Genomic DNA, 14783 nt, shown 5'->3' with positions numbered 1-14783 from the left:
GCGCGGTTGCAGCGAAATACGCTTGCGGCGAGAGGCGAAAGTAGTTCAAAGATCGGGCGGCGGCGTCTTCTGCTTGAACTCGCACAGTGGCTCGATCACGCAGTGCCAGCACTCCGGCCGACGCGCCTTGCACACATAACGCCCGTGCAGAATCAGCCAATGATGCGCGTCGTGTCTGAACTCGGCCGGTGTGAACTTTTCCAGCGCCAGTTCGACGGCACGCACGTCCTTGCCGGGCGCAAGACCCGTTCGATTGGCAACCCGAAAGATGTGCGTATCGACGGCGATCGTCGCATGGCCGAACGCCGTATTCAGAATGACGTTCGCCGTCTTGCGGCCGACGCCCGGCAGGCTCTCCAGCGCGTCGCGGTCCTCCGGCACTTCGCCGCCGTACTGATCGAGCAGGATGCGGCACGTCGCGATCACGTTCTTCGCTTTCGTGCGATACAGGCCGATCGTCTTGATGTAATCGGCGACGCCTTCTTCGCCCAGGTCGAGCACTTTCTGCGGCGTATTGGCGACGGGGAACATCCGGCGCATCGCCTTGTTCACCGATACGTCCGTTGCTTGCGCGGACAACATCACGGCAATCAGCAACTCGAACGGCGTCGAGTATTCGAGCTCTGTCGTCGGATGCGGGTTGAGGCTCTGAAGCGTCTCGTAGATCGCGCGTCGTTTGTTCGCATTCATTCGGCGAAGTCAGGGCTTTTCAGGTTGATCGTTGTCTGGCTTGGGTGCCGATTCGGCGTTGTCCCGCGCAATGCCAAGCCGACGACGACGCGCTTCAACTTCATCGATCTGCGCCTGCGTTTCAGCGCTCACGTTCGTCGTGTTCTGCGGCCCTAGACCATGCGCCGCGTTTTCTTCCTTCTTCTTTCGCGCGCGTTCGAGCGCGGCCTGGATGATCGCGCGTTTTTTTGCTTCGGCGTCGTCGGTGGGGGCGTGTGCAGATGTTGGCGCGGCGGCGGCTTCCGCCGGTGCAGCTGACGCTTCTGTTGGGCGCGAGCCAACGGTCGACGCTGGCGCTTCGGCGACAGCCGTTGCACTCGACGCGCGCCGTGCCGCAGCACGCGCTTCGGCCGCATCGCGTTCTGCGGCGAGGCGCGCCTGGCGACGGTCGTGGCGCGCGCGCGCCGCGTCGGCCTGTTGTTGCGTCCACGCGTCCCAGCCCGTCTTGTCACCCGTAACAGGAATCATCGCGATGCAATCGACGGGGCAGGGCGGCACGCACAGATCGCAGCCCGTGCACAGTTCGGCGACTATCGTATGCATCTGCTTCGGCGCGCCGACGATCGCATCGACGGGACACGCCTGCATGCACAGCGTGCAGCCGATGCACAGGTTCTCGTCGATGAATGCGACAGGGCGCGCTCGCTCGACGCCGTTCTCGGGATTGATGGGGATCACCGGCTTGCCGAGCAATGCGGCAAGCCGTGCGACGCCTTCGGCGCCGCCTGGCGGGCACTGGTTGTAGTTCGCTTTGCCGTCCGCGATCGCTTCGGCGTAAGCGCGGCAGTCCGGATAGCTGCACTTCGTGCACTGCGTCTGCGGCAATAAATCTTCGATGCGGTCGGCGAGTGTTTGGGAATGTGTCACGGTCAAGACGCGGGGACTTCGTGGGGCTTGCTGTTACCGATTGCTCGTCACGCTGTCACGCGCTCACTCCGATGGGTGCGACCTCAACGGTGCGGCCGCATCCAGCTCAGAAGCTCGCGCTGAAATTCAGACAATGCGTGAGCATAGATCGTGCGCGAACCGCATTAATGTTCTCAATTACGTTGTCAAAAATGAGAGCGTCGCGGCGAGTGCAATCGGCAATCGGTCAAAAGCACATTATCGCCGATTTCCCCAGTTGTTATTACTGAAGCATGTGCCATAATCAAAACGCTTTTTAGTATGACCGCAGGAGGGTGTTCCACCAACCAGCCCGCGCAGCGCCGCCGTTGCAAGGCCATGCAAGAGGACGGCGGGCGATCCGGATAACGCGGCTCACAAAGCACATGCCACCATGAATCAGCCGAAAATCAAAAGAGATCCTGAAGGCACCCGTCGCCGCATTCTGCTCGCGGCGGCCGAAGAGTTCGCGAATGGTGGATTGTTCGGCGCGCGCGTCGACCAGATTGCCCGCCGCGCGGAGACCAACGAACGCATGCTCTACTACTACTTCGGTAGCAAGGAGCAGCTATTCACGGCCGTTCTCGAGCACGCATTCAGCGCGCTCACGGAAGCCGAGCGCACACTGGATCTCGCAGGCGTTGCGCCTGTCGAAGCCGTGACGCGTCTTGCGCACTTCGTGTGGGACTACTATCGCGACCATCCCGAGCTGCTGAGACTCGTGAACAACGAGAATCTGCACGAGGCGCGCTATATGCAGAAGTCCACGCGCATTCGTGAAATGATTTCGCCGATCGTCGCCACGTTGGGCTCGATTCTCGAGCGCGGACAGCGCGCGGGGCTCTTTCGCACCAACGTCGATCCGCTGCGCTTTTACGTGACGCTCTCGGGCATGGGCTACTACATCGTGTCGAACCGCTTCACGCTCGAAGCGACGCTCGGCCGCGACTTCAGCGCCGCCGGCGAGCGCAGCGAAGTCATTCAGATGAATACCGAGATCCTGCTCGCGTATCTGATGCGGCGCTAAGCGCCGTCCCAAAGAAAAACGGCCTCGTGAGAGGCCGTTTTGCTATATGCGTGCATCCCGCCAATCGGCGGAATGCAGCGAACGGTCGCGTCATGCTTCGACGTGCTCCTCCGTCCTGCGCGTGCTCCTGGCGCCATGTTCGAGGATGAAGTCGCGCAACTGCGGATAGATGATCGTGCGCCAGCGGCGGCCCGAGAAAATGCCGTAGTGTCCGCACTTTTCTGCAGTGAAATGGCGGCGGTTCTTCTCGGGAATACCTGTGCACAGGTCGTGTGCTGCACGCGTCTGGCCGTCGCCGGAGATGTCGTCGAGTTCGCCTTCGATCGTGAAGAGGGCTGTCTTCCTGATGTCCTGCGGACGCACGGGTTCGCCGTCCACGACCCATGTGCCTTCAGCAAGACGGAATTCCTGGAACACGACCCTGATTGTCTGCAGATAGTACTCGGCGGCCATATCGAGTACCGCGTTGTATTCGTCGTAGAAACGGCGGTGTGCTTCGGCATCTTCTTCGTCGCCGCGAAGAAGGCTCTGATAGAAGTCCCAATGCGACGCCGCGTGACGTTCCGGATTCATCGCGACAAAACCGGTATGCTGCAGAAAGCCTGGGTACACCTTGCGGCCGAAGCCCGGATAGTTCGAAGGCACGTTATAGATCACGTTGTTCTCGAACCATTCATACGAATGCTGGGTTGCGAGCGAGTTGACGGACGTGGGGCTCTTGCGAGCGTCGATCGGGCCGCCCATCATCGTCATCGTGCGCGGCGTGTCTTCGCCGCGGCTCGCCATCAGGGAGATGGCGGCGAGCACGGGCACCGTCGGCTGGCACACGGAGATCACATGCAGGTTCTTCGCGCCGATGTGGCGGATGAATTCCTGGATGTACGCGATGTAAGTATCCAGATCGAACGAGCCGTCTTCGAGCGGCACCATGCGCGCGTCGATCCAGTCCGTGATGTACACCTTGTGGTCCTGCAGCAGCGTGCGCACGGTATCGCGCAGCAGCGTCGAATGGTGGCCCGACAGCGGCGCGCACACCAGTACGACGGGCTCTTCCTTCAGTTGCGTGACGGCGTCGCTGTCGTCGGAATAGCGCTTGAAGCGCAGCAGGCGGCAGAACGGCTTCTCGACGATCGTCTGCTCGACGATCGGAATGTTGCGGCCGTCCTTGACGATCTGATGCAGGTTGAACTCGGGTTTCTCGTAATCCTTGCCGAGGCGGTACAGCAGTTCGTAGCCTGCGGACAGGCGGGTGGCGCCTGGCACATAGGCGAACGGACTGGCCGGATTCGCAAACGATTTCGAAGCAGCCTGAGCCCAGGCGGTAAGCGGGCTCAGGAGTGCCCGCTGGAATTCGTGAAATTGATAGAGCATGGAGGCTCCGGCGTTAAGCGGTTCGCGCACGGCAGCGTGTTTTGAAGCGCGGCGACGAGGCGGGCCGTTTTTGGTTACGTGTGGAATTGTTAGTGGCGAATGGCGACGATTATCGGCCGTCTGCTTCGTTCGATGATATAGAAGGCATACGATTTGTGCAATGCAACAACAGTTCGTTAGCGCACGCACCGGATGTCATATTCACGTCATCGTCAAAGCGCGAATTTTCTTTAGACGACAGGTGACGATTTCGTATCAGCATCTGACGTGCCAGCGGGCGGTTCCCGGCCTTGTCCGTCGTGGGGCGGCTGCCCTGCGGCGCTTGCCATGTCTTGCTCGTGTTTCATCAGGTTCAGCCCCGTATGAACGAGGGCCACATGGGAAAACCCTTGTGGAAAATTACCTACAAGCCGCCCGGAAACGGGATCGTATTCCTCCGCGAGCAGCCCGACATCGTTGGCCAGCGCCATCAGCCGCTCATACATCTCGCGCGCTTGCGCGACGCGCCCCAGCAGCGCCAGGTTGTCGACCATCCAGAAGCTACAGGCGAGGAACGTCCCTTCGCCGGGCGGCAGGCCGTCGTCGACTTCCGTCGTGCGGTAGCGCAGCACGAGACCGTCGTGCACCAGATGCTTTTCGATCGCGTCGACGGTGCCAGCGACACGCGGGTCCGATGGCCGCAGAAAGCCGAGCAGGGGCATCAGCAGCACGCTCGCATCGAGCGTGTCGCCGCCGTAGGTCTGCGTGAACGCGTTGAGCCCGGGATTCCAGCTTTTCGCGCAGACATCCGCGTGTATACGCGCGCGCATCGTTCGCCAATGGTCGAGCGGCGCCGGCAGATCGAACGCTTCCGCCGATTTGATCGCACGATCGAACGCGACCCACGCCATCACCTTGGAGAACGTGAATTGCTGACGGCCGCCGCGCGTTTCCCAGATGCCTTCGTCGGGTTCTTCCCAGATCGTTTCCAGGTGCCTGAGCATCGCGCACTGTACGTTCCACGCCGTCTCGTCGGCCTGCAAGCCGCCGACGCGCGCCAGATGCAGCGCGTTCATCACTTCGCCATACACGTCGAGTTGCAGCTGGCCGACGGCGTTGTTGCCCACGCGCACGGGTTTCGAGCCCTCATACCCCGGCAGCCAGTCGAGTTCGAATTCCGGCAGGCGGCGTTCGCCCGCGAGGCCATACATGATCTGCAGCTGCTCGGGCGAGCCCGCCATCACGCGGCCGAGCCACGAGCGCCATGCGCGCGCTTCGTCGTAGTAGCCGCCGCGCATCATCGCGAGCAGCGTGATGGTCGCGTCGCGCAGCCAGCAGTAGCGGTAGTCCCAGTTGCGCGAGCCGCCTATCCGCTCGGGCAGCGACGTCGTCGGCGCGGCGACGATGCCGCCCGTCGGCTCGTAGGCGAGCGCCTTGAGCGTCAGCAGCGAGCGGCGGATCGCGGGCGCGTATTTGCCCTCGACGGTGCCGCGCGCGGCCCATTCGAGCCAGTAGTTCTCGGTGCGGGCGAGCGCCGTATGCGGATCGTGCGCGGGCGGGACGCGCAGATGCGACGCCGAGTACGTGAGGGAAAAGGGCACGCGCTCGCCTTCGGAGACCGTGAACTCGGCGACCGTTTTCATGTTCTCGCCGCGCAGGTCGACGGGCGTGCGCAGCGCAACGGTGTCAGGGCCGGCGATCGCCTTGATGCCGCTGTCGTGCGTGAGGCGGCTGACCCACGGAATCGAAAAGCCGTAGTCGAAGCGCAGCACCAGTTCCATGCGCATCTTCACGGTGCCGCGCTTGCCGACGACGATGCGGATCATCTCCGACCAGCCGTTGCCCGGCGGCATGAAGTCGATCAGCGTGACGGCGCCTTCCGGTGTCTCGAAGTCGGTTTCGAGGATCAGCGTTTCGCCGCGATAGCGGCGGCGCGTCGAGCGCGCATAGCCGGGCTGGCGCGGCGTGCTGTCGTCGCCCTGATGCTCGTCGTGGCTGCGCTGCGCCGCTGCATTCCTGTGTCGTGCCGCCGCCTTCGCGCGGGATTTGTCGCGTTCGCTTCCGGTTGCTTGTGCGGGAGGCTTTCCGGCTGGTCTCGGGACGGGCTTTTCGTCCGTCTTTGGCTCGGCGCTCGCGTCCGATGCCGCGCCGTCCGATTCCTCTTGGTGCTGTTGCGCGCCAGCATGCGTGTCGTCGCGGGCGGAATGGGTGGGATCGGTGGAATGGGGGCCATCCGTGTCGGCTGCCGGTGCGATCAACCATCGGCCGTTGTCGTCGGCGCCGAGCAGCGCGGCGAAGCAGGCGCCCGAATCGAAACGCGGCCAGCAAAGCCAGTCGACGGAGCCATCGCGGGAAACCAGCGCGGCCGTATGGCCGTCGCCGATGAGTGCATAGTCTTCGATACGTGCAGGCATGATAAGGCGGTCTATAGCGGTCGGTCAGCGCGTAATAAGTACGCTCCCGCACAGCGCAAGACGGTGCGCGAGCGTCGTTGTTACCGGACTCGCGCGATGCGTTTTGGTTCGTACACCAGCGAGCACTTCGAGTATTGGCAATCTGCGTATTGGCTGCTTACAATCGATTCGAACGTGACTTCTGACGAATCGCAGCCCACCGGCGCCCAGTGTTGCAGCATGCAGCACAGTGCCGATTTCGAGGAAATAAAGCCATGCTGAACCCGTCGAAATCCGACTGCATCACGATTCTCTCCGCCGCGAGTGAACTGCCTGACGACTCGCTCCTGCCACTCGACTTCCGCACGCTCGGCCTCACGCGCAACGGGATGGAAACGGCCGCGGCATTTCTGATCGAACGCGCCTGCTTCAAGCGCCACAGCGAAGCCGACGGTCATTATGCCGTCGGTGGGCTGTCATTGCAGGGGCGCTGGCGCCTCGACCAACTTTCGAACGGTTGACCGCACGCTAGCGCCCATCGTTCGACGATCGCGCCGCCGCGCTGCGGCACATGACATGCAACCAGCATCCGGACCGTGCACCAGGCGGTCCGTGCGTCGACACGCGTGTCGATGCGCGCTGCGTCTGCGCTGCGAGTCTTTCTACAGCGCGCGCTCTTGCAGCGCTGCATGCGCCGGACTTCACGCATGCTCGCCATGCGGAGCGGACCGAATCGAATCGAAGCGAAGCGATCGAATCGAAGCGTTCCGCATGGGTGTCTGCACGCACGCGTCAGAAGCGCACGGTGCCGCCGACGCCGAACAGCCCGATCAGGCCGATGATGATCAGATACAGCGCGACGATGTAGTTGAGCAGACGCGGCACGATCAGGATCAGAACGCCGGCGATCAGCGCGACGAGCGGGCCAAGGGTGACATGGATATTCATGGCGACTCCTTTGTTGGACTTGACTGCTGTGAGCGACAACCTGCGCGTGCCCGCGTGACTGTGCGATCGCGAGCAACGCTTCTATACTTGCCCCAACTACGACATCGACGACCAGCCCCCGCCACGAGGGCGCGCAGCGCGACGGCCGCCGTCGCCATGCAACCGTCACGATAACGGCACGCTTCGATCGAGCCGCGCGGCAGACCAGCGACACGCACAATCCGAATAACCCGTCTCGCCAGGAGGTCGTCATGCAGCGTCGTACACGAGGAGTAGCGTGTGCCGTGCCACAGTCTTTCAATTGCCGGATTTCCCTGGGTTCAACCGGCTCTTGCTCTCGCTCCTGCTCCGCACTACGTTCGATGATAAGAGGATTGACACTCATGGTATCGATTGCCTCGTTTTCCTCGCTTGCTGGTACACAGGCCTTCGCGCAAGGCACGGCCGCCGCGCCCGCCGACGGCGTCTACGATCTGATCGTCGGCACCTATACCGGGCCGAAAAGCGAGGGCATCTACGTCTACCGTTTCGATACGAAGTCGGGCGACGCGACGCAGGTATCGTCGATCAAGACAGACAATCCGTCGTATGTGATCGCGACGCGCGATGGCCGCCATGTCTATTCCGTCAACGAGCAGCCGGGCGACAACGGTCCCGCGACGCAGCGCGGCGGCATCAGCGCGTTCGCCTTCGATGCGAAGAGCGGACAGCTGACGTTCCTGAACCGCGTATCGTCGGATGGCAACGACCCGTGCTATCTGAGCATCTCGCCCGACGGCAGATATCTGACGACGGCCAACTACTCCGTTGCCGCGAACCCCGGCGGTAGCTTCGCCGTTTTTCCGCTGCAGGCGGACGGCCAGGTCGGCGCATCCGTGCTGACCGTGCATCACGAGGGCGGCGGTCCCGTGAAGGGGCGCCAGGACAACGCGCACGTGCATTCGACCGTGTTCTCGCCCGACGGCAAGTATCTGTTCGCGCAGGATCTCGGCACCGACAAGCTCTATTCGTACCGCTACACGCCGGACGGCAGCCGCGGCCTGTTCGGCCCCACCGAGAAGCGCTATACCGACGTTAAGGCGGGCTCCGGTCCGCGGCATCTCGTGTTCAGCGCGGACGGCAAATACGCGTATCTGACGAGCGAGCTGACGGCAACCGTCACCGTTTTCCACTACGACGACGGCAAGCTCACGCAGCTGCAAGTCGTGCCGATGACGAAGCCCGGGTTCAAGGGGCAGGTCGGGGCGGCCGCGATCCATCTGTCGCCGGACGGACGCTTTCTTTACGCCAGCAACCGGGGCGACGCGAACGAAATCGTCATCTACGCTGTCGATCCCGGTAACGGCCATATCCGCGAGGCAGGCCGTCAGTCGACGCTCGGCAAGGCGCCGCGCGAGTTTACGATCGACCCGACGGGGCAATGGCTGATCGTGGGCAACCAGAACAGCGACACGGTCTATGTGTTCCGCCGCGATCAGCAAAGCGGCTTGCTGGAAGCGAATCCGAAACGGATCGATCTCGGCTCGCCCGTCGACTTCAAATGGGTGTCGCCGTCCTGATTGCCGTGACCTGAGCGATCCGGACGAGTCCGCCGGCATGTCGCCGGTGTGATCGGTTGTCATCGGTTGTGCTGCCGGCTGACGCGAACAACAACGGAACGCACGATGAGAACGACGCTAACCAGGACAAGGCCGAGGCCGAGGGCAAAGACAAAGATAAAGACGAGGACAAGCGCCGCGTTTATCGCAGCGGGCGCGATGTGCGGCGCGTGCAGCGGGTTCTTTAGCACGCCCGCATTCGCGGAGGCGAGTTGCAGCTATTCGACGGAATGGCTCGCGGGCGCCTGCCGGCGCATCGAGCGCGTCGCGAAACAGGGCACGTGGGATCTCTACGTGACGGGCTACGGCTGGCACATCAACGGCTATACGGACGACGAGCGCAAGTCGCTCAATTCCCGTTCGTGGGGCGGAGGCGCGGGCAAGCACTTCACCGACGAAAACGGCAATGAGGACATCCTGTTCGCTTTCGTGTTCCTCGATTCGCACGAGAACCCGGAGCCGATCGGCGGCTGGGCGAGACAGTGGTACACGAAGCCCGTGGCGGGCGGGCTGTCGCTGGGCGGCGGCTACTTCGCGGGCTTTACCGCGCGCGAAGACGTTGCGCATTACCTCCCGGTTCCGCTCGTGTTGCCCATCGGCTCGATCCGCTATCGAAAGGCGTCCGTGATGGGCACGTTCATTCCGGGCATCCCCGGCGTCAACAAGGGCGATGTCGCGTTCTTCTGGGGCCGCTACGAGTTCTGATGTCGCGATTACCGAGGAAGCTGCCGACCGCAGGCGGATTACTCGGCCGGCCCCGGCGCGAGCACTTCGCGGCTGCCGTTGATGCCCATCGCCGACACGAGGCCCGCCGTCTCCATCTGCTCGACGAGGCGCGCCGCGCGGTTATAGCCGATGCGCAACTGCCGCTGCACCGCCGAAATCGACGCGCGCCGCGTGCGCACGACGAATGCGACGGCTTCGTCGTAGAGCGGATCGGCTTCCGCATCCGGCGTCTCGCCGAACAGGTCCTGACCCACGCCGCCGCCGTCCGTTGCCGGGCCGTCGAGAATCCCCTCGACGTATTCCGGTTCGCCGAACTGCTTCAGATGCTCGACGATGCGATGCACTTCCTCGTCCGCGACGAACGCGCCGTGCACGCGCTGCGGGTAGCCGGTGCCGGGCGGCAGGAACAGCATGTCGCCCTGGCCGAGCAGCGATTCCGCGCCCATCTGGTCGAGAATCGTGCGCGAGTCGATCTTCGACGACACCTGGAACGCGACGCGTGTCGGAATGTTCGCCTTGATGAGGCCCGTGATCACGTCGACGGAAGGGCGCTGCGTCGCGAGAATCAGATGGATGCCCGCCGCGCGCGCCTTTTGCGCGAGACGCGCGATCAGTTCTTCGATCTTCTTGCCCGCAACCATCATCAGATCGGCCAGCTCGTCGATCACGACGACGATCAGCGGCAACGGCGACAGCGGCTCGGGCGCGTCGGGCGTCAGCGAGAACGGGTTGCCGATCTTCTTCTCTTTTGCCTCGGCGTCGCGGAGCTTCTGGTTGAAGCCTTGCAGATTGCGCACGCCGACGGCCGACATCAGCCGGTAGCGCTTCTCCATTTCGCCGACACACCAGTTGAGCGCGTTCGCCGCGAGCTTCATGTCGGTGACGACGGGCGCGAGAAGATGCGGGATGCCTTCGTAGACGGACAGCTCCAGCATCTTCGGGTCGATCATGATGAGGCGCACGTCCTCGGGCGTCGCCTTGTATAGCAGCGAAACGATCATCGCGTTGATCGCGACCGACTTGCCCGAGCCCGTCGTGCCCGCGACCAGCATGTGCGGCGCCTTCGCGAGATCGGTGACGACGGGGTGCCCCGTGATGTCCTTGCCCATCGCGAGCGTCAGATTCGACGCGGACTTCTGATACACGTCGGCTTGCAGAATTTCGGACAGGCGGATCGTCTGCCGCTTTGCGTTCGGCAGTTCGAGACCCATGCACGTCTTGCCGGGAATCGTCTCGACGACGCGGATCGACGTCAGTCCAAGACCGCGCGACAAATCCTTCATCAGCCCGACGATCTGGCTGCCGCGCACGCCGAGCGCCGGCTCGACTTCGAAGCGCGTGATCACGGGGCCCGCCGATGCGCCGACGACCGTCACGGGCACCTTGAATTCCTGCAGGCGCTGCTCGATCAGCGCGCTCGTTTCGGCGAGTCTTTCTTCGCTGACGGGTTCGGCGTCGCTTGACGCGGGCGCGAGCAGATCGAGGCTCGGCAATTCGATGTGCGAGGCCGAGGGCGCGTGGAACTCGAACGCGGGACCGGTGTGGCCGCGCACGGCAGGGCGGGGCGCGGGAGCTTGTGGCGCGTCTTCGGCGTCGGGCGTCTGGGCGGATGCCGGCGCTTCGTCGTGCGCGTGCGCCGGCTGCGCGAGGCTGTCGGCGGCGTGCTGATCAGGCGCTTGCGTCGGCGCGATAGGTGTCGCGCCGGGGAAGCGGACGATGTTCGACGATACGTGCGCCTGGGGCTCCTCGTTCGCAAAGTCAGCCGCTTCGACGTCGGACGGGTTGCCGATGACGGTGAGCGGACTGACGGGATGCAGCGGCGTAACAGCGGAGTCGTACGCCGACGCGTTCGATACGGGCGCGCGATCATGGCTGGAAGCGGTGCGCAGCAGCGTCACGGATTGCGTGATCGCGTCCCATGGCGCGAGCCTTGAGGCCACGTCGTCGTGTGCCTGCGCGTGATCGGGCTGCTGATCGGCTGCTTCTGTTGCGGATTCGGTTTCTTCGTCGGCAGTGTTTGAATGAGCCGCAGCAGGATGATTGCTTTGCGGTTCAGACGGGTCCGATTCCGTTTCGTCGCCGGTCGTTGGCGTTGATTCGGCGGAGGGCGTCGTCGTTGCTGTCAATGATGCGGCTGCGCATGTTGTATCCGCTGGCTCGTGATCGACGTGGGCTGCCGGGATTTCCTTCGTCGTGGACGATGACGGTGTCGGGCTCGCCTGTTCGATGGCTGGCTCTGCCGTTTGACTTTGCGTCGTGACGTGCACAGCGCTCATGTGCGGTTGCGACTCGACGCTTGAAGTCGCGTCGTCTGTGGATGGCGCCGATTCGGGCGCCGCAGCTTGCGGCTGTTGGGTGTCGGCGACCACGTTGGCAGTCGTCGGCGTGTGCGGCGCCTCGACATGCGTCGCAGCGTCTTCGTTCGCTTCTTCCAAAGGTGCCGGAGTTGCTGCCGTATGCGCGACGGGCTCAGCAGTGTGCGAAGCGTCCCGGGCTTGTTCAGTCGTCGAATCGCTTGCTTCAGCCGATAGGGGAGGGGGCGCGTCTAGCGCTGTGGCTTCGCGATCGATCAAGCCTGCCGCTGCAGCCGAAGCATCCGCTGCGCTCGCTCGCGGCTCGTCTTCGGAAGCGGCACCGTGCACGATAGCCGTAGCTCTCGCGGCATTTGCGACAACAGACGACTTCGCCTGCGCAACTGCATCGGCTGCATCGGACTGCGGCGCGACCGTTGACGCATCGCCGGCATGACGGGCGCCGATGGCCGCTTCGAGCGCCGACACGGCCTCATCGACGGCGGTGACGGCTGCGACGTTAGCTGCCATGCCGCTGCCCGCAGCGCTAGCCGCCGCATCCATGCCCATCTGCGGAACGGGAGCCACGGGCGTCACTGGCGTGGCAACCAACGGTGTCTGCGTGGCGGCAGGTTGATCGATACCAGTTGCCGAAGGCCGTGCCTCGACCACTCGCGTCGGATCGCCCGCCGAGCGCCGCGCGAGGCTCGCGCCCGCGAGCGTCGTCCAGCGCGCGGCGTTTTCCTCGATGCTGCGCAACGTTTCCTGCACGCTCGTCGTGGGCGCGGCAGGCTGGGCAGGCGGATTCGCGCGGGTATAAGCGGGCGCGCTGAACTGCGACATCCCACGGCGCGTGCCCGGCAGACCCGGCTGGCTTGCAGGACGCGTCGTCTGGGTTGATGAAGACGCCCCGGTTGAAATCGACTGGCGGCTCTGCGCGAGCGTGGCCGCGCGCAAAGACGCCGCGCGCGCCGACGACACAGCGGGATTCACCGATACGCCGCGGGCGGCCGCTTGGGCCGCCGCCGCTTTCGACGATTGCAGCGCCGCGGTGCTGCCGAACACGGTCGGCGGCGTGGCCGCGACGCGCGCGCCTTCGATCGATGCCGGGATGGTTTCCCGCGAATGCGGGCGCTGCGCGTCGGCGCTGAGCCAGCCGGCGGGCGCCGTGGGTTCGGCGGGCGTCCACGGCGTCGGACGGCCCGGCTGACGGCCGGCCGCGCGGCTTGCCGCGACGCCGCCCGTCATTCCGCTTGCTGTTCCGCTCGCGCTCCCACCTGCGGCCCCGCTCGTCCCGCGCGCAATAGCCGCGGCCGCAGCACCGGACGACGGTCCCGTCGACACGCCCGAAGGCATCCCCATCGCCTCCTGCGCCGCACCCGCGCTTGCCGCGCCAGCCGCCGCCGCATTCGAGCCGCGCGCCGTCGAGGGCGGCCGCCATACGGTTGGCCGCGCATAGCGTCCGTTGTTCTTCGGCGCCATCGTGTTGATGGGCGCGCTGCTATGCGCAGGTGCCGTATCGGCGGCGGCGCGGTGATGGCTGCGCGGCTCGTCGTCGCGGGCGCGCTTCGACAGGCCGAGCCCGAACGCGTCATTCGCCCACGCGACGAACGACGACCATCTGAATCCGATCAGCCACGGCAGCGCGAGCCCGAGCAGGCCGAGCATCACGAGCGGCGTCGCGACGCGCCCCATCAGGCGCGTGAGCCCCGCCGCCAGCGCGTGACCGAACGCATCGAGCCCCTGCGCGTCGATCAGCGACGCTTCCAGCGTGCAGCTCGCGACCAGCACGCAGACAAAGCCGAGCCACAGCCTGATCGTGCCCGGACCGCGCAGCCCCGCGCCGCCCGGCAACGCGGACTTCACGAGACGCCACACGAGGGGAAGAAACCAGACGGCGGAAGCGCCGAACCAGCCGAAAACTACCGTTTGCATGCTAGACATCAACGAATGACGGACGCGCGCTCGCGCAACCCGTCGAGTTTAATCGGACGAAGCATTGTGCTTCGAAGGCCGGCGTCGCATGCGGCGCGTGGGCATCGGCGCGCGATGCCGCGGCAACGCACGAGCGGGCGCCTCGACACGCATCGCGCGCAGTGCGGACGCTCGCCGGCCGCATCGTCATTGGCTGCGCCGCGCGAACACGAGCGTGTCGCCGTTGTCGAGGATCAGTTGCAGTTGCTGCGGCTTGCGCATGTCGACGCCCGAGTGCTCGACATGTGTGAGCGCATCGAGATACGCGGCTTCGATCTTGCCGCCCGGCGTCGCACACGCCATGCGCGTGCCTGCGAGCGGACCGAAGCTGAGCTTGCCGTCCTTCAGCATGTAGGTGCCCGTATAGCGGTTGCAGCCCGAGAAGCCGCTCGCGCGGCGCAGGCCGCTTTCCGTCGACAGCACGAGCGTGATCGGTTCGCCGCTCGCGCTGCCCGGCACGTCGCGCGTGCCGCCGCCAGACACTTTCCACCCGCTCAGCTGCCAGTCGGTGTTGTCGAGCAGTTGCGTGGCCGCCGGGTTGAACGGATCGGGCGGCGCGGCTTCGACGTCGGGATGCTTCGGCATCGCGCAGGCGGCGAGCAGGCCGGCGACCGACACGGCGGCAAGCAGGGCCCGCGCGGTCGTCGCGTGTCTGGCGCGGCGTCGGAACGATGCCCACGATGCAGCGCCCAGTGCATTCGACGATGCGCCGGATGTTGCGTTCGAGCGTGCGTCGCGTGGCGTGGCGGACGTGGGCTGCATGTCGTCGTTCCTCTCTAAACTGGCGAAGGCGTAAGGGTATCGCACTACGCTTGCCGCATGCGAGCGCAAACGCGCCCGGCAAAACACATCGGCGCGCATG

At 64.7% G+C, this 14783-nt stretch carries 11 protein-coding genes; 4 read left to right on the top strand and 7 right to left on the bottom strand.

All coding sequences use genetic code 11. The annotated features are described in order from the left end of the window. Positions 1-45: 45 nt before the first annotated feature. The gene (gene nth, locus BMW76_RS07235) at positions 46-690 is read right to left on the bottom strand and encodes an endonuclease III (RefSeq protein ID WP_090864476.1); all 645 of its coding nucleotides are present in this window, start codon (positions 688-690) and stop codon (positions 46-48) included. Positions 691-699: 9 nt separating this feature from the next. Beyond that, positions 700-1596 (bottom strand): electron transport complex subunit RsxB, encoded by an 897-nt coding sequence (rsxB, locus tag BMW76_RS07230; protein WP_090864660.1) that lies wholly within the window; start codon positions 1594-1596, stop codon positions 700-702. A 412-nt stretch (positions 1597-2008) separates the two neighbouring features. Here rsxB and BMW76_RS07225 point away from each other — a divergent pair, with 412 nt between their 5' ends. Next, positions 2009-2641, top strand: a complete 633-nt coding sequence (locus BMW76_RS07225; protein WP_090864475.1) for a TetR/AcrR family transcriptional regulator — start codon at positions 2009-2011, stop codon at positions 2639-2641. A gap of 90 nt (positions 2642-2731) precedes the next feature. On the opposite strand, the gene BMW76_RS07220 is transcribed toward BMW76_RS07225, so the two are convergent. Both BMW76_RS07220 and BMW76_RS07215 read right to left on the bottom strand, forming a co-directional pair. Then, positions 2732-4012 carry a polyhydroxyalkanoate depolymerase gene (locus BMW76_RS07220; RefSeq protein ID WP_090864474.1) on the bottom strand — a complete coding sequence of 427 codons (1281 nt, stop codon included), beginning with the start codon at positions 4010-4012 and terminating at the stop codon, positions 2732-2734. Positions 4013-4242: 230 nt separating this feature from the next. After that, positions 4243-6405 (bottom strand): glycoside hydrolase family 15 protein, encoded by a 2163-nt coding sequence (locus BMW76_RS07215; RefSeq protein WP_245763138.1) that lies wholly within the window; start codon positions 6403-6405, stop codon positions 4243-4245. Positions 6406-6659: 254 nt separating this feature from the next. Here BMW76_RS07215 and BMW76_RS07210 point away from each other — a divergent pair, with 254 nt between their 5' ends. After that, positions 6660-6905: a hypothetical protein gene (locus tag BMW76_RS07210; protein WP_090864473.1), complete on the top strand. Its 246-nt coding sequence runs from the start codon at positions 6660-6662 to the stop codon at positions 6903-6905. Between the two features lie 271 nt (positions 6906-7176). Here BMW76_RS07210 and BMW76_RS07205 read toward each other — a convergent pair whose 3' ends face one another. Next, a complete protein-coding gene (locus tag BMW76_RS07205; protein WP_090864472.1) occupies positions 7177-7332 on the bottom strand; it encodes a DUF3096 domain-containing protein in 156 nt (51 codons plus the stop codon). Between the two features lie 251 nt (positions 7333-7583). Between BMW76_RS07205 and BMW76_RS07200 the strand changes: the two genes are divergently transcribed. Continuing rightward, positions 7584-8891: a lactonase family protein gene (locus tag BMW76_RS07200; protein WP_456090124.1), complete on the top strand. Its 1308-nt coding sequence runs from the start codon at positions 7584-7586 to the stop codon at positions 8889-8891. A 105-nt stretch (positions 8892-8996) separates the two neighbouring features. Beyond that, entirely contained in the window at positions 8997-9635 is a 639-nt protein-coding gene (locus BMW76_RS07195) for an antimicrobial peptide resistance and lipid A acylation PagP (RefSeq protein ID WP_245763136.1), read from the top strand. Between the two features lie 38 nt (positions 9636-9673). Here the strand turns inward: BMW76_RS07195 and BMW76_RS07190 are convergent, their stop codons facing one another. Then, the gene (locus BMW76_RS07190; protein WP_090864469.1) at positions 9674-13882 is read right to left on the bottom strand and encodes a DNA translocase FtsK; all 4209 of its coding nucleotides are present in this window, start codon (positions 13880-13882) and stop codon (positions 9674-9676) included. A gap of 186 nt (positions 13883-14068) precedes the next feature. After that, positions 14069-14683, bottom strand: coding sequence for an META domain-containing protein (locus tag BMW76_RS07180; protein ID WP_090864467.1), 615 nt, complete (start codon positions 14681-14683; stop codon positions 14069-14071). Positions 14684-14783: the final 100 nt, after the last annotated feature.

Source organism: Paraburkholderia diazotrophica (assembly GCF_900108945.1).
Taxonomy (GTDB): Bacteria; Pseudomonadota; Gammaproteobacteria; order Burkholderiales; family Burkholderiaceae; genus Paraburkholderia; species Paraburkholderia diazotrophica.
Note: the sequence above shows the minus strand (reverse complement) of the source record. Positions and strands in the feature narration are given on the sequence as shown.

What these genes read in the sequence shown, in the direction of transcription:
- BMW76_RS07195 (WP_245763136.1), top strand. Translation starts at nt 8,997, where the DNA reads ATGAGAACGACGCTAACCAGGACAAGGCCGAGGCCGAGGGCAAAGACA.
- BMW76_RS07205 (WP_090864472.1), bottom strand. Translation starts at nt 7,332, where the DNA reads ATGAATATCCATGTCACCCTTGGCCCGCTCGTCGCGCTGATCGCCGGC.
- BMW76_RS07215 (WP_245763138.1), bottom strand. Translation starts at nt 6,405, where the DNA reads ATGCCTGCACGTATCGAAGACTATGCACTCATCGGCGACGGCCATACG.
- BMW76_RS07220 (WP_090864474.1), bottom strand. Translation starts at nt 4,012, where the DNA reads ATGCTCTATCAATTTCACGAATTCCAGCGGGCACTCCTGAGCCCGCTT.
- nth (WP_090864476.1), bottom strand. Translation starts at nt 690, where the DNA reads ATGAATGCGAACAAACGACGCGCGATCTACGAGACGCTTCAGAGCCTC.
- BMW76_RS07225 (WP_090864475.1), top strand. Translation starts at nt 2,009, where the DNA reads ATGAATCAGCCGAAAATCAAAAGAGATCCTGAAGGCACCCGTCGCCGC.
- BMW76_RS07210 (WP_090864473.1), top strand. Translation starts at nt 6,660, where the DNA reads ATGCTGAACCCGTCGAAATCCGACTGCATCACGATTCTCTCCGCCGCG.
- BMW76_RS07180 (WP_090864467.1), bottom strand. Translation starts at nt 14,683, where the DNA reads ATGCAGCCCACGTCCGCCACGCCACGCGACGCACGCTCGAACGCAACA.
- BMW76_RS07200 (WP_456090124.1), top strand. Translation starts at nt 7,584, where the DNA reads ATGCAGCGTCGTACACGAGGAGTAGCGTGTGCCGTGCCACAGTCTTTC.
- BMW76_RS07190 (WP_090864469.1), bottom strand. Translation starts at nt 13,882, where the DNA reads ATGCAAACGGTAGTTTTCGGCTGGTTCGGCGCTTCCGCCGTCTGGTTT.